This window comes from Aeromonas sp. QDB54 (assembly GCF_027707385.1).
In the GTDB taxonomy this organism is placed as follows: Bacteria; Pseudomonadota; Gammaproteobacteria; order Enterobacterales; family Aeromonadaceae; genus Aeromonas; species Aeromonas hydrophila.
The window spans coordinates 62,215-77,414 of the sequence record NZ_JAPCIT010000013.1 but is presented as its reverse complement, the minus strand read 5'-3'; the positions used below and the strand labels follow the sequence as shown (position 1 = coordinate 77,414).

Sequence of the window (15,200 nt, the reverse complement as noted above, 5' to 3'; positions counted from 1 at the left end):
CCAATGAGCCCATATGCCAGTCCCAACGACCATCGGCAGTACCACTATCTGGAGCTGGCAAACCGGCTCAGGGTCTTGTTGATCTGCGATCCCGACACCGACAAGTCTGCCGCCTCCCTGGCCGTCAACACCGGCCACTTCGACGATCCGGCGGACCGGCAGGGGATGGCTCATTTCCTTGAGCATATGCTGTTCCTTGGCACCTGCACCTATCCCAAACCTGGTGAATACCAGCAATTTATGAGCCGTCATGGCGGCAGCAACAACGCCTGGACCGGTACCGAGTTCACCAACTTCTTCTTCGAGATCGACAACGGCTTCTTCGAGGCCGGGCTGGATCGCTTCTCCCAGTTCTTCATCTGCCCCACCTTCGATCCCGAGTGGGTAGACAAGGAGCGCAACGCGGTCGACTCCGAATACCGCCTCAAGCTGCAGGACGACGTGCGCCGCAGCTACCAGGTGCATAAGGAGACGGTCAATCCCGCTCACCCCTTCGCCAAATTCTCGGTGGGCAACCTGGATACCCTGGCCGACCTGCCCGGCCGGGATCTGCGCTCCGACCTCATCCGGTTTTACGAAACCCACTACAGTGCGGATCGCATGGCGCTGGTGATGATCTCGCCAGCCACTATCGAGACTCAGCTCGGCTGGTGCGATCGCTTTTTCGCTCCCATTTTGAATCGCAATTTGGGAACGCCGACCCTCGAGATGCCCCTCTACCGGCTCGATGATCTGGGCATTCGCATCCAGATCAACCCGGTCAAGGAGACCCGCAAACTCGCGCTCACCTTCCCGTTGCCCAACGTGGATGAGTATTACGACAAGAAGCCCCTCACCTTCCTGAGCCACCTCATCGGCTACGAAGGGGATGGCAGCCTGCTCTCTCTGCTGAAAGCGAAGGGCTGGGTCAACCAGCTCTCCGCCGGCGGTGGCATCAGCGGCGCCAACTTCAAGGATTTTGGCGTCAACTTCGGGCTGACCCCGCTCGGGCTCGAGCACGTCAACGAGATAGTGGCGGCCCTGTTCGGCTACTTGAAGCTCATCGAGCGCGGCGGGGTGGAAACCTGGCGTTATGAAGAGAAACGCACCGTGCTTGAGTCCGCCTTCCGCTTCCAGGAGCGGGGCCGGGCGCTCGACACCGTCTCCGGGCTGGTGTTGAACCTGTTCAGCTATGCTCCCGATGACCTGCTCTACGGCGACTACATGATGCGCGCATACGACGAGCCGCTCATTCGTCGCCTGCTCGCCAAGCTCACCCCCCACAACCTGCGCCTGACCATCACGGCGCCGGAGCTCGGCACGGACCGGCTGGCCCGCTGGTATCAGACCCCCTACAGCGTGACCACCATCACCGAGGCGGAGAAGATCCGCTGGCAGCAGAGCGAACCGGATCCGGCGCTGGCCCTGCCGCTGCCCAACCCCTTCATCAGCAACCGGCTCGACGTGCGCACGCCCGAGCTCATCGCCGACATGCCCGCCTGTCTCATCGATCGGCCCGGCTTTCGGCTCTGGCACCTGCACGAGCATCAGTTCAGCGTGCCCAAGGGCAACCTCTACATCTCCATCGACAGCGAGCACGCGGTCAAGAGCCCGCGCCACATCGCTATGGCACGCCTCGCGGTGGAACTGCTCACCGACCACCTCAACGCCCTCACCTACCCGGCGGAGCTGGCGGGGCTCGGTTACCAGATCTATGCCCACCAGGGCGGCTTTACCATCAACCTGAGCGGCTTTGCCGACAAGCAGCCACTGCTGCTCGACATGATCCTCGGCAACCGCACCTTGGGTTACCCGGATCCGGCCCGCTTTAGCGAGATCAAAGAGCAGCTCATTCGCAACTGGGATAACCAGTCCAAGGCGCGCCCCATCTCCCAGCTGTTCAACCAGCTCACCAGCCTGCTGCAGCCCAACAACCCGCCGTTCGAGCAGTTGTTGCGCCACCTGCGCAGCGTCGAGCTGAACGAGATGCCCGCCTTCGTGGCGAGCCTCTTTGCCGAGGTGCACGTAGAGACCCTGGTGCACGGCGACTGGACCGCCGCCGAGGCCCTCGAGCTCGCCGCCCTGCTGGAGCGCCACCTCGGCGTCAACAGCCAGCCCAGTGCCGAAACCCGTCGCCCGCTCATCTCCATTCAGGACAGGGGCACCCTCATTCGCGAACAGGGCTGCGAGCATGAAGACTCGGCCCTGCTGGTCTACTACCAGTCGCACACCACCCGGGCGCGGGATCTGGCCTGCTTCACCCTGGCCAACCACATCATGTCCTCCACCTTCTTTCACGAGCTGCGCACCCGCCAGCAGCTCGGCTACGTGGTGGGGGCCGGCAACCTGCCCCTCAACCGCCATCCCGGTCTCATCTTCTACATTCAGTCGCCGGTGGCCGGGCCGCAGATCCTGCTGGATGCGGTGGAGGAGTTCATCGACCTGTTTCCGCTGGCCATGCTCGAACTCACCGCCCGCCAGTGGCAGGACAGCAAGGCGGGCCTGCAGGCTCAGCTGAGCGAGCGGGATGCCAACCTGCGCAGTCGGGGCCAGCGGCTGTGGGTCAGCATCGGCAACAAGGATCTGGGCTTTGATCAGCGCGAAAGGGTGTGCGAAGAGGTGGGCAACCTGAGCCGCGCCGATCTGGTGCGCTTTATCACCCAGCTGAGATCGAGAACGTCGGATCGGCTGATCCTCTGCAGCTATGGCCAGGGCCACGAGCACGACGAGCGCATCACCGGCCAGTTCATAGACGACCCGCGTTCGTTCCGACTCAATGCCGTCACCTTCGAGGCCTGATCAGGCCTCCTGTTCCCCTTCTTGCAGCCAATAAAAAGCCGACCCCGTGGGGTCGGCTGGAAAAACCATAATCAATTGCGACCAGAGCCGCCAAAAGTGAACATGAGCGTGAAAATCAGACACTGAGTTGATGGTCGGCGGGCAGTCCCAAACCAGAGCGCGCCTGCCGATGACAACAGTGATTGAGAAACAGGCTCATCTTAGGCACTCCCCTCCCTTGTCACGTTGATCTATGTCAAAGGAGGTAATAAAGAGTCAACCAGCTGCAGCTTTATGGCGAATTTTATCGCCTCGGCTCACGCTTTTGGTCAAGCCTCTGGACGGCGCACCAGCCGGTAGGCCACCTCGTCGAAGTAGGAGAGCTGGCCCGACAGCACCCTGGGGTGATCAAGCTCGGCCGCTCGCCCCAGCACCTCAACCTGGAAGTGGCGCTCGAACAGGGTGCGCACCTCCATCTCCCCCACCGAGAACGGCGGCTGGCGCTGCTGCTCCGGCTGATATTCCAGAGTCACCAGCAGGATCTGACCACCCGCCTCGATAAGCCGGCTCATCAGCTCGGCATATTGACGGCGCATGGCGGTCGGCAGCGCGATGAGAGCCGCCCTGTCGTAGGCCAGCCGATAGCGGCGGCCAAGTTCGGGGGCGGCGAAAAAATCCCCCTCATAGATGCGCAGGCTGTCGTGCTGATGGCACTGATAGGGCCCCTCGGCACTCACAGTGTCGCTCAGCTTGTTCTCGCTGAAAAAGCTGTTGATGGCGACGGACGAGAGCTCGAACCCGTCGACCGGATGGCCCTGCCCGCTCAGCCAGAGCATGTCGCGGGACTTGCCGCACAGGGGCACCAGCACGGGCTCGCCCTGCTGCTGGGCCGACCACCAGGATTGCAGCCAGCGATTGAAATCCGCCTGATGAAAGCCGATCCGGTTCTCTTCCCAACGCTGATGCCAAAAAGCCGCTTCCATCCAGTCACCCCTGTCATGTAAAGATGCCTCAATATCACAACTTAGCCCGCTGCACGCAAGCACCAACAAGGCGGCAGCCGCAACTTTTGCCCAAAAAAGCGGAACAAAACAAAAAAGGGCCCGAAGGCCCCCTTTTGACATCTTTTTGTCATCCACTCCTGCTCTTTTTCGCCTGCTTTGCGCCTGCTACTACCGCGACGGCAGGGCGAGCCGGATCAGAGCAAAACTGGCTCGGCGCAGATGACCGGCGCCACCGCAGCAAGCCTTGCGGCAATCTCGGCAAAGCCGGGACGCACCGCCACCACCTCGGCAAGACAGTCATCCACTAGCGCATGCAGGGCATCCAGCCGGTCATCACGGGGGACGCAGCGGGCCAGCAGCTCTTCCAGCAGACAGCCGAAGGCTCTCACTTCCAGTCGCTCCAGCAAGCCGGCCAGCTCACCGTCGGTTCGCTCATAACAGGAGGCGGCGCCGAAATCCCCGAGCAGCAGCCGGCCTTCCCCTTGTGAGGAGTGCAGCATGTTGTGGGCGTAGAGATCGCCGTGCAGGATGCCGCGCCCGTGCAGATGCAGCGCGGCGCTCGCCACTCCCTGCACCATGGCCAGCAGCGCAGCCGGGGTAAAGCGGGTATCGGCCGGGTAGATATCGCGAGTGCAGGAGTCCAGGCTCGGCGGCCCCGCCAGGTTGATAAAGTCAGGGTCTATCAGCGCCATCACCAGCGCCGGAATGCCGGAGGGGTGATCGCCCACCCGCCCCTCGACCCCGACCAAATGGGGATGACGGCCAGCCGCCAGCGACACCGCCAGCTCGCAGCGGGGCAGCCCATCACTGGTCACGGCCCCCTTGAAGCACTTGACCGCCACCGCCCGCGGCCCCGTCGGCGTGGCCAGCTCGGCGCGATGGATGACGCCGGATGCCCCCTGCCCCAGCAGCTCGCCCACCTTAAGTGAATCCCACGGGATATCGGCCACCGAGGCGCACTGACCCAGCCGCTGCTCCTGCTTGTCGCTGAAGGGGTTGCCTGCATACGCCAGCCAGGCAAGACGCGGCAGCCTCACCAGCCAATCCGGCAGCGCCTCGAGCCGGTTGGCGGCGATACGCACCAGCTCCAGACGCTGGCAGTTGGAGAGGGTTGCCGGCAGCTCGCGCAGGCGATTGCCCGAGAGCATCAGCTTTTGCAGGGCGCCGCACTGACCCAGCTCATCGGGCAGCTGCTCCACCGCGTTGTCGGTCAGGATCAACCAGCGCAGCCCCGCCGGCAGCGACGTGGCAGGCACAGTGGCGATCTGGTTGGCCTTGAAGCCCACCATGGTAAGTGCCGGGCAGCGCCCCAGCACCTCGGGCAGCTCGGTAAAGCGGTTCTCGGAGCAGAAAATGATGCGCAGCTTGCTGAACTCGGCCAGCTCGTCAGGCAGCCGACTCAACTGGTTGCCGGTGAGATCCAGCACCTCCAGCGTCTCCCTGAGAGCCAGGATCTCGGGCGGGAACTCCGTCAGGTTTTCGGCGAGTTTGAGGTGGCGGGCGCCGCAGAGTTCACCTGCGCGCAGCTGTTCCAGGGTATGCATGACATCGTCTCTATCGGGGTGGCCGGCTCGCGGCCAGCGGCGCTGCCGGTGGTTGGCCCAGCAATCAAACCGGCAGTCAAAAAAAGAGGGGGCATTATAGAAAATGACGGCTGAAGATCCCCTGTTTTGTTGCCGCGAGGCTCTGCACCAGCGCACGGTGCCGTGATATGGGGGCAAAGAGAGCAAGATCCGGGTCGTGTCAGCGAGGGCCGGTTGCCATAGTGGGGCCGAACCAGCGTGGAGTTGAACCCGTTGAGGTTTCAACCCACTGCCAACCCCGTGCGCCACTTAGCTGGTACACGACACACCTGCGAGGGAACTGCCATGTCATTACTGTCCAACAAGGTCGCCATCATCACCGGCGCCAGCTCCGGCATCGGCCGCGCCAGCGCCATCCTGTTTGCCCGGGAGGGGGCCAGCGTCGTCGTCGGCGCCCGCCGCCAGCCCGAGCTGGATCTGCTGGTGGAGGAGATCCGCCATGAGGGGGGCCAGGCGGTGAGCCTGGCGGGAGATGTGAAAAGCGAAACCTATGCCCGCGCCCTGGTGGATCTCGCGCTGACCCGTTTCGGCGGACTCGATATCGCCTTCAACAACGCCGGCATCACGGGGACACCGGGCAGCGTGCCGGCGCTTGAACTGGCACAGTGGCAGGAGACCCTGGATACCAACCTCACCAGCGCCTTTGTGGGGGCCAAGTACCAGATCCCCGCCATGCAGGCACGCGGGGGCGGCTCACTGATCTTTACCTCCACCTTCGTCGGCCATACTCTGGGGCTGCCCGGCATGGCTGCCTATGCCGCGAGCAAAGCCGGCCTGATTGGCCTGACTCAGGTGCTGGCTGCCGAATATGGGGCTCAAGGAGTGCGGGTCAACGCCCTGCTGCCGGGGGGCACCGACACCCCCATGGGACGGGCCTTTACCGATACGCCGGAGAGCCTCGCCTTTGTGCAGAATATGCATGCCCTCAAACGGCTGGCCCAACCGGAGGGGATCGCCCGTTCGGCCCTTTATCTCGCGTCCGATGCATCCAGCTTTACCACCGGCATTGCCCTGCTGGCCGATGGTGGGGTATCTATTTGTCGCACATGACCTTGTCGCACCCAAGATCCTACGGCTGCAAACCTATCGTGAGAGCGCCTTATGTCTGATTACGCCCGCATCGCCGATGCCATCCGTTTTATCGCCAGCCAGGTGGCGCGCCAGCCCACCCTGGACGAGATAGCGGCGCACGTTCACTTAAGCCCCTTTCACTTCCAGCGGCTGTTCAGCCGCTGGGCCGGAGTGACGCCCAAACGCTATCTGCAGGTGCTGACCCTGGAGCGGGCCAAGGCACTGCTGCAGGAGTCACGCCCGCTGCTGGAGGTGGCTGATACCCTGGGCCTGAGCAGCGGCTCGCGGCTCTATGATCACTTCGTGCAGCTCGAAGCGGTGACACCGGGCGAGTACAAACAGCGCGGGGCCGGGCTGGTTATCGATCACGGGGTGCACGACACCCCCTTCGGCCAGGCGTTCGTCGCCCTGACCCCGCGGGGGGTATGCAAATTCTCGTTTCTCGATGACCAGGCCCCACAGGCGCCGCTGACCGCCCTCGCCCACAACTGGCCAGAGGCAGAACTTAGGGAGGCGCCATCACGCACCCAGGGGGTCATCCACACCATGTTCGATGGCAGCAAGACGCCGGATCGCCCCATCTCCTTGCACGTGAGCGGCACCAACTTTCAGATCAGCGTCTGGCGGGCGCTGCTGCAGATCCCGCCCGCCAAGGTGGTGAGCTACGCCCAGGTGGCAAGCGCCGTCGGCAATCCCAAGGCCGCCCGCGCCGTGGGGCTGGCGGTGGGCGCCAACCCGGTCGCCTTGATGATCCCCTGCCACAGAGTCATTCAGCAAAACGGCAAGCTCGGCGGCTATCACTGGGGCGAGACCCGCAAACAGGCGATACACGCCTGGGAAGCGGCGAGGTATGAGTGAACCTGGCCTTTTCTGCTCGCCTGATGGGGGAGAAACAGAACTGTTGGTGGTGAGTCAGCAGACTATCAGATCACGCCGAACGAGCGGGCAGTGATATAAAGCGGGTGCATTAAAAGAATCGGGGCGCAGATCGCCCCTTTTGTTGCTTTGGCGAGGTGTGGCGCTTAGCAACACTACCCCATCGGACTGACGAAGCTCCGTACGGTGCAATAAGCGAAGCGCATTGCACCGTTTGCAGCGTGGTTTTTTGAAAAATATAAAAAGTCAAAAAGTATACCGAACTACCTCTAAAACAGAGAAATTTCCATTTGACCTTCTCTAACATATATTACAAAGTAACTACTTATTTAATAGTGGTGTAGTGAGGTGCGGTATAATGTCGTTAGAAGAAACCAAATGTACATTGCTAAATGCAAGAGGAAATGTAGAAAACCTACTTACTCTGATTAACGAGTTATACAGACAACAGATAGAATCAGAATGTATATTCTTGACAGAGGCTCTATCTGAACTTCACAACACCGGTGAAATCGACCTCTTAAAAATATTAGAAGCAGTTAATGACACACCTTACAAAAACAATCTTTATGCCATTATGGGTGTGCTTGAAACTACACTACCTTCACTAGATGCAAAAGTTGAAGATGTTTTACATTGTTTAATCAAGCTAACAGAATTGGCTGGTGGCAATATAGTCTACGGGGCATTTGGATGCTTTTGTCGTGTTGATAATAGCCGCCCCAGAGACAGCTTAGATTTCATCCTAAAACAAACTAAAATTGATTCTTATAGCCCTTTTATTTTTTACGCGATTATGGCTTATGACTCAGGGCAGATAGCTGAATCGATAAAGGTTGTCAAAAGTTTGATTGCTAACAGTAATGAAGTGGTAAGGAATCAGGCATATAATGTACTAGGAAGACTAAGCATCACGGAAAACCAGGCTAGCATTATCTGGGACATAATAAATAGTAGTGCTATCAATGAGCATGACGATACCTGTCGAGCATCAATATTAAGGTCAACACTTCACTTTGGACACACTTTTCCATCGTATTGGCCACATATACAGAGGCTGTTAGCTTCGTTTGTTGACGGAGCATCACCAAATATTCTATATGCAATTTCCAACACTATTGCCTTCCAATCAATAAATATCCCTGAAAGTATTCAAAAACTACTAATTAAACAACTATACAAAATGCCCCCAGAACACAGTCATATAATAAATGACATTGACTATTTATTGGTTAACTTGGTAAATAAAGAGTCTTATAGCATTTCTATAGAATTATTGGAGTCGATTTTATCATGCGGTGTAGAGCTTCGATCGCTGAGCTATTTTTCCAACGAATTATTAGGTAAATATACAAAGTTTCGCAACCATATCATCACAAAATGGTTCTTGTATGGAGAAGAATCCCTTTGCCACAATATTTCAATTTTACTCCATGATGTCACAGGCAAGGACATTGAGCTACATGCAGACATGACATTGCTAGACAATGAAGAGAAGAAAATATTTGCTAGTCGTAAGGCTGTCGGTTGGCTGTTTACAAGACCTATAGCAACCGCAAGTTTCATACTATCCATTTTCGAGGCAGCTTCGAAAGCTACACGTGAAAAACTAGAACAAATTCTATATAATCCTCTACTTTTAAGTTACCCGGGTGACCTTAAAAATCTCTTCCAAGCATACATAGATAAAGGTGATCAAGAGAGTATATGTCAGTGCTTACTTGATAAGCTTGAAATTCATCATTCCAATATATCAAAAGCATCTAAATTGAAGGAACTAACAGCTCCTAGCGATAATATAAATTCCTATTGGAAGGACTTTTATAAAGACATGCAGAGAGCCCAAGAGGAAGCATCAGAGCATTCTTTTATTAGGATGGTTGCGACGACGCAAAGGTTACTATATGGCAACAGTTCAATTTATTATATTCATCAGATGGACGGGCAATCTTCACGACAGGAAATGCAAATGCATTCCTTCTCTCATTCGGCTGAGATGCCAACATTAAATATTTTAGATCCTGAATCCTTGGATTATTCTTTACGAGTTTTCCGTTGTGAGAGAATGAAAAATGAAATTGATTCTTAAGCAATATTTAGCTTCATTAAAAGAACGCGCTGAATTAGATGCTGTGCTACCAGATTTACTGAGCAGCATGGGGCTAAATGTTTTCATTTCTCCAACACGTGGAGTTAAAGAGTATGGAGTCGACATTGCTGCTGTAGGACGAATAAACCATGATGAAGAAAAGGTATATTTATACTCAGTGAAATCTGGCAACCTCACTCGTGAAACTTGGAATGGGAATACAGATCAAGCTCTGAGGCCTTCATTAGATGAAATTCAAGACTCATTTATACCTAGTCGTATACCACCTCAACATAGAGATAAAAAAATAGTAATTTGCTTGTGCTTTGGTGGTGATGTCAACTCAGGTATTAGGCAAGAGGTATCTGGTTATGAAAAAAGAAATACTCAAAGCAATATTTCTTTTGAAGAATGGAATGGTGATAAACTCTCAGAATTAATACAAAGCTACTTACTAAAAGAAGAGCTTTTACCGAGTGCTAACCAAGCATTATTGAGGAAGTCTCTAGCATTACTTGAAGAACCGGATAGTTCGAACAAGCACTTCTCAATTTTGCTTGATAGTATTCTGTTAAACGCGGTTGATGCAGATTCGACAGTATCATGCATCATACGAATAAACACTTGCTTATGGGTTCTTTTCTCATGGTGTCGAGATAGTGAAAACTTGGAGGCTGCATATATCTCGTCGGAGCGAGCATTACTCTTATCTTGGGATAAAGCTAAGGATTACTATACTGGAAGAAATAAAGTCTCAACAGCATTTGATAGCATGTTAGATACCTATCAACAGATCACTAATTGTTATGTAGATCGTTGTTTAATTCCAAATGTTGAGTTTAAATATGCACTCTCCCATGCAGTGCAGTCACCTTGTTCGATTGATGTGAACATTAAACTATTTGATGTGTTAGGACGTTTATCTGTCAAAGGCCTTTGGATTTTAGACTCATTATCCAAGAGCTATGATAAAACCCCAATCGATGGAGAGAGTGAAGAACAGGAAACATTACGCTCTCGCCTTCAAACAATAACAAGATCAATCAAACAACTAATCATTAATAATCCGATACTATTATCACCATATAAAGACTCACAAGCTATTGATATAGGTCTCGCTTTAATATTACTTTCAAACAACTCCGAACATGATGAGTTTGTGCAAAATTGGTTATCAGAGATTGTTCGCTGGTGCATATTCTCTTTTAAGAGTAATGGTATGTACCCAATAATATATAACTCTTATGACAAACTTCTTGAACACAGAAAAAAAGATAAGTCTGATCAAACCTATAAGAAAAGAGCTACGGAGGCTAGTATTTTATATCCATTACTAATCGTATTTAGTACTCTGTATAAATTAGACTCAATAAGTAAAGAGCTGGAACAGTTTACCACTGATGAATTAAAGCATTGCACGCTACAGTATTGGTATCCAAACCAATACAGTGAGCAACATATGTGCTCGAATATTGATACACATGGGTCTGCATCAACTAACTTTCCAACGAATGGAAACACAGCACTAAAGCATATAGCACAAGAGTGTAAGTATGCTGATTCTTTTAGAAAAATGTCCGCTGTAACTAAAAATAAAGCACCATTATTACTAACAGCTTGCCGTTGCTTCCGTTACCCAGTTCCTTTCCATTACATTGAAGATTGGCTATTAGATTCTTTACCACCTCAACAACCAGAATTAGGTCGCCTAATATCTCAGATAGAATAAATCAATAGGTAGACTATGTATTCTATTAGTCTGAGCTTTGAGGGAAATATTTCCTAAAATAAAATAAGAAAGACGCCCTAAGGCGTCTTTCTTATTTTCAGGATTTGGAGCAAACAGGTTGGAGACTATGCCCCTCCCTGTCTTACCCACAACCCTATCAGATCGGGGTGATGGAAGTGATATGGGCCGAGCCATCCAGGGATTGGAAGATCTGCACCACGGCTTCCCCGTGGATCGGGTTGGGCAACGGCACCGTGGTTTTGCATTTGAAACGGTAGTTGGTGCCGGCGACGACCTGGGTGGAGACTTCAAAGGGTGTGTACTGCACCCCGACGAATCCTTCCAGCGCCTGGTTGAATACGGCCTGATCTTTGGCGCTCAGTTTGTGGTAGGCAGTCCATCCGCCCAACAACACTGCTTGTTCTGACATAACAAACCCTCCGTGATCTCTTGTCCCTACTCGTTTGGCTGTTCGGGTTCCGCCCCGTTTATTCAAGTGGTGTCCGGACTCCACCGGGGGCCACACCAGATATCGGTATGTCCGGTGCCGACAGTGCACATGAAAGCGTTGCTGTCGTCACCCTCCCCTGCTGCCACGACCGCCACCTCACAGCGCCGGTCTCAATTGGCATGGCTGAGCCTAGTGCGAGATCCATAAAACACCCCCTGTCAGATATGACAGAGGCAGGGGGGCAAGAAAGCGGCTAGCGAGGGGAAAAGTGAGGCGCAAACGATTGGAAAAAGAAAAGACGCCACAAGAGCGTCTTTTTTACATTTTTATGCTTGAAGAGTGAAAGGGCGTGCGCCGCTTATTCCCATTCGATGGTTGCGGGCGGCTTGCCGGAGACGTCGTACACCACGCGGGAGATACCGTTGATCTCGTTGATGATGCGGTTCGACACGTGACCCAGGAAATCGTACGGCAGGTGGGCCCAGTGGGCGGTCATGAAGTCGATGGTCTCGACGGCGCGCAGCGCAATGACCCAGTCATATTTGCGGCCATCGCCCATCACGCCGACGGAGCGCACCGGCAGGAACACGGCGAACGCCTGGCTGACCTGGTTGTAGAGGTCGGCTTTGCGCAGCTCTTCGATAAAGACGGCATCGGCCTTGCGCAGCAGATCGCAGTACTCTTTCTTCACTTCGCCAAGCACCCGCACGCCCAGACCCGGGCCCGGGAACGGGTGACGGTAGAGCATGTCGTAGGGCAGACCCAGCTCGAGGCCAACGCGGCGCACTTCGTCTTTGAACAACTCGCGCAGCGGTTCCACCAGACCCATCTTCATCTCTTCCGGCAGGCCGCCGACGTTGTGGTGAGACTTGATGACGTGGGCCTTGCCGGTCTTGCTGGCGGCAGATTCGATGACGTCCGGGTAGATGGTGCCTTGTGCCAGCCAGCGGGCGTTTTTCAGCTTTTTCGCTTCATCGTCGAACACTTCGACGAACACGCGGCCGATGATTTTGCGCTTGGCTTCCGGCTCATCTTCACCGGCCAGGGCGGAGAGGAAGCGCTCTTCGGCGTCGACCTTGACGATGTTCAGACCAAAGTGATCGCCAAACATCTCCATCACCTGCTGACCTTCGTTCAGGCGCAGCAGACCGTTGTCAACGAAGACACAGGTCAAGCGATCGCCGATGGCACGGTGCACCAGCATGGCAACCACGGAGGAGTCCACCCCGCCGGAGAGGCCCAGGATCACCTCGTCGTCACCCACCTGCTCGCGGATGCGGGCAACGGCGTCGTCGATGATGGTGGCCGGGGTCCACAGGCATTCGCAGCCACAGATGTCTTTGACGAAGTGCTCCAGCATGCGGGCACCCTGACGGGTGTGGGTCACTTCCGGGTGGAACTGCACACCGTAGAAACGCTTGGCTTCGTTGGCCATGGCGGCGTGCGGGCAGGTGGCGGTCTGGGCGATGGTGGTGAAGTCGGCCGGGATGGTGGTGACCTTGTCACCATGGCTCATCCACACATCCAGCAGCGCATTGCCGTTGTCGGCGATGGCATCTTCGATGTTGCGCAAGAGGGCACTGGTCTTGCCAGAGTTGCCCAGCACTTCCACCTTGGCGTAGCCGAATTCACGCTCGGTGGAGGATTGCACCTTGCCACCCAGCTGCTCGGCCATGGTTTGCATGCCGTAGCAGATGCCGAACACCGGCACGCCGGCGTTGAACACGTACTCGGGGGCGCGCGGGCTGCCCGCTTCGGTGACGGACTCGGGGCCGCCGGAGAGGATGATGCCGCTCGGATTGAATTCGCGGATCTGCTCTTCGGTCACATCCCAGGCCCACAGTTCGCAGTAGACGCCGATTTCGCGCACGCGGCGGGCGATCAGCTGGGTGTACTGGGAACCGAAGTCGAGGATAAGGATACGGTGCTGGTGAATGTCTTTAGTCATTTTATTCCTGCATCAGGCTGCTGTTGTCACAAAAAGCACGGGATAAAAAAGCGGTGGAGAAACGGGGCCGCAGCCCCGTTTTATCAGCCCATCCGATAGTTGGGGGCTTCTTTGGTAATGGTCACGTCGTGAACGTGGGACTCTTTCATCCCGGCGCCCGAGATGCGCACGAATTCGGCCTTGGTGCGCATGTCGTCGATGGTGGCGCTGCCGGTCAACCCCATGGAGGAGCGCAGGCCGCCCATCTGCTGGTGGATGATTTCTTTGAGGCGGCCCTTGTACGGCACGCGGCCTTCGATCCCTTCCGGCACCAGCTTGTCAGCGGCGTTGTCGGTCTGGAAGTAGCGGTCGCTGGAGCCCTTGGACATGGCGCCGAGGGACCCCATGCCACGGTAGGATTTGAAGGAGCGACCCTGATAGAGCTCGATCTCACCCGGCGCCTCTTCGGTACCGGCAAACATGGAGCCGACCATGACGCAGCTGGCGCCAGCGGCGATGGCCTTGGCCACGTCACCGGAGAAGCGGATACCGCCATCGGCAATCACCGGGATGCCGGTGCCTTCCAGCGCGTCGACGGCGTCGGAGATAGCGGTGATCTGGGGCACGCCCACGCCAGTCACGATACGGGTAGTACAGATGGAGCCCGGGCCGATACCGACCTTGACGGCGTTGACGCCGGCAGCGGCCAGCGCCTTGGCACCGGCGGCGGTGGCGACGTTGCCGCCGATGATCTGCAGATCAGGATAGGCTTCGCGGGTCGCCTTGATGCGATCCAGCACGCCCTGGGAGTGGCCGTGGGAGGAGTCAATCAGCAGCACGTCCACACCGGCTTCCACCAGGGCGGCGACGCGCTCTTCGTTGCCGGCACCAGCACCGACGGCAGCACCGACCCGCAGACGACCCTTGTCATCTTTACAGGCGTTCGGCTTGCGCTCGGCTTTCTGGAAGTCTTTGACGGTGATCATGCCCTTGAGTTTGAAGTCAGCGTTGACCACCAGCACCTTCTCGATACGGTGCTTCTGCATCAGGCCAACCACCTCTTCGCGGGGGGCGCCTTCACGCACGGTGACCAGACGATCCTTCTGGGTCATGATCTGTTCGACAGTCTGGGAGAGATCGATCACGAAGCGCACATCACGACCGGTGATGATGCCCACCAGCTGATTGCCCTCGGTCACCACCGGATAACCGGCGAAACCGTTCTTGTGGCTCAGCTCTTTGATCTGGGCGATGGTCATGTCGGGGCGTACGGTGACGGGGTCAGTGACCACGCCGCTCTCGTACTTCTTGACCTTGCGCACTTCGGCAGCCTGCTGCTCGATGGACATGTTCTTGTGGATAAAGCCGATACCGCCTTCCTGGGCCAGTGCGATAGCCAGACGGGCTTCGGTCACTGTGTCCATGGCAGCGGAAATCATGGGGATATTCAGGCTGATGGCAGAGGTCAGCTTGGTACGCAGATCGGCAGTATTGGGAAGAACTTCGGAGTGGGCGGGAACCAACAGTACATCGTCGAAGGTTAACGCTTCTTTGGCAATCCTGAGCATGGCAATATCTCACCGTTGAGGAAGTGGGGGTGTAAAATATTGCCGACAAAGTTTACTCACGCATTGGTCACTGGTAAAGAAGTTTTTTGAATTTTTTATGGCGTTTTGGCCTTTTCAGCCGCCAAGCCGCTAAAAAACCAACATT

Annotated in this window: 10 protein-coding genes; 5 read left to right on the top strand and 5 right to left on the bottom strand. The window is 55.7% G+C overall.

The genetic code is table 11. The features are described from left to right. The first annotated feature begins 3 nt into the window (after nt 1–3). Nucleotides 4–2,778: an insulinase family protein gene (locus PG881_RS14095; protein WP_270800767.1), complete on the top strand. Its 2,775-nt coding sequence runs from the start codon at nt 4–6 to the stop codon at nt 2,776–2,778. 308 nt (nt 2,779–3,086) lie between these two features. Here PG881_RS14095 and PG881_RS14090 read toward each other — a convergent pair whose 3' ends face one another. Together PG881_RS14090 and PG881_RS14085 are read right to left on the bottom strand one after the other, a co-directional pair. Next, on the bottom strand, nt 3,087–3,740 hold the full coding sequence (locus tag PG881_RS14090) for a thiopurine S-methyltransferase (RefSeq protein ID WP_016350923.1): 654 nt from the start codon (nt 3,738–3,740) through the stop codon (nt 3,087–3,089). A 215-nt stretch (nt 3,741–3,955) separates the two neighbouring features. Beyond that, a complete protein-coding gene (locus PG881_RS14085) occupies nt 3,956–5,305 on the bottom strand; it encodes a leucine-rich repeat-containing protein kinase family protein (protein WP_270800765.1) in 1,350 nt (449 codons plus the stop codon). A 324-nt stretch (nt 5,306–5,629) separates the two neighbouring features. Between PG881_RS14085 and PG881_RS14080 the strand changes: the two genes are divergently transcribed. The 4 genes from PG881_RS14080 (at nt 5,630) to PG881_RS14065 (ending at nt 11,109) form a co-directional block, all read left to right on the top strand. Next, the gene (locus PG881_RS14080; protein ID WP_270800762.1) at nt 5,630–6,394 is read left to right on the top strand and encodes an SDR family oxidoreductase; all 765 of its coding nucleotides are present in this window, start codon (nt 5,630–5,632) and stop codon (nt 6,392–6,394) included. 51 nt (nt 6,395–6,445) lie between these two features. Further along, nucleotides 6,446–7,273: a bifunctional transcriptional activator/DNA repair enzyme AdaA gene (locus PG881_RS14075; RefSeq protein WP_270800759.1), complete on the top strand. Its 828-nt coding sequence runs from the start codon at nt 6,446–6,448 to the stop codon at nt 7,271–7,273. 376 nt (nt 7,274–7,649) lie between these two features. Next, complete coding sequence (locus tag PG881_RS14070; protein WP_270800757.1) at nt 7,650–9,380, top strand: hypothetical protein; 1,731 nt, start codon at nt 7,650–7,652, stop codon at nt 9,378–9,380. Further along, entirely contained in the window at nt 9,364–11,109 is a 1,746-nt protein-coding gene (locus PG881_RS14065; RefSeq protein WP_270800755.1) for a hypothetical protein, read from the top strand. The genes PG881_RS14070 and PG881_RS14065 overlap by 17 nt, the downstream gene beginning before the upstream one ends. A 157-nt stretch (nt 11,110–11,266) precedes the next feature. Here the strand turns inward: PG881_RS14065 and PG881_RS14060 are convergent, their stop codons facing one another. From PG881_RS14060 to guaB, 3 genes are all read right to left on the bottom strand, one after another. Further along, nucleotides 11,267–11,539 carry a hypothetical protein gene (locus tag PG881_RS14060; RefSeq protein WP_010633780.1) on the bottom strand — a complete coding sequence of 91 codons (273 nt, stop codon included), beginning with the start codon at nt 11,537–11,539 and terminating at the stop codon, nt 11,267–11,269. 379 nt (nt 11,540–11,918) lie between these two features. Further along, nucleotides 11,919–13,508 carry a glutamine-hydrolyzing GMP synthase gene (gene guaA, locus PG881_RS14055; protein ID WP_016350936.1) on the bottom strand — a complete coding sequence of 530 codons (1,590 nt, stop codon included), beginning with the start codon at nt 13,506–13,508 and terminating at the stop codon, nt 11,919–11,921. Between the two features lie 83 nt (nt 13,509–13,591). Then, nucleotides 13,592–15,055 (bottom strand): IMP dehydrogenase, encoded by a 1,464-nt coding sequence (gene guaB, locus PG881_RS14050; protein ID WP_011705859.1) that lies wholly within the window; start codon nt 15,053–15,055, stop codon nt 13,592–13,594. Nucleotides 15,056–15,200: the final 145 nt, after the last annotated feature.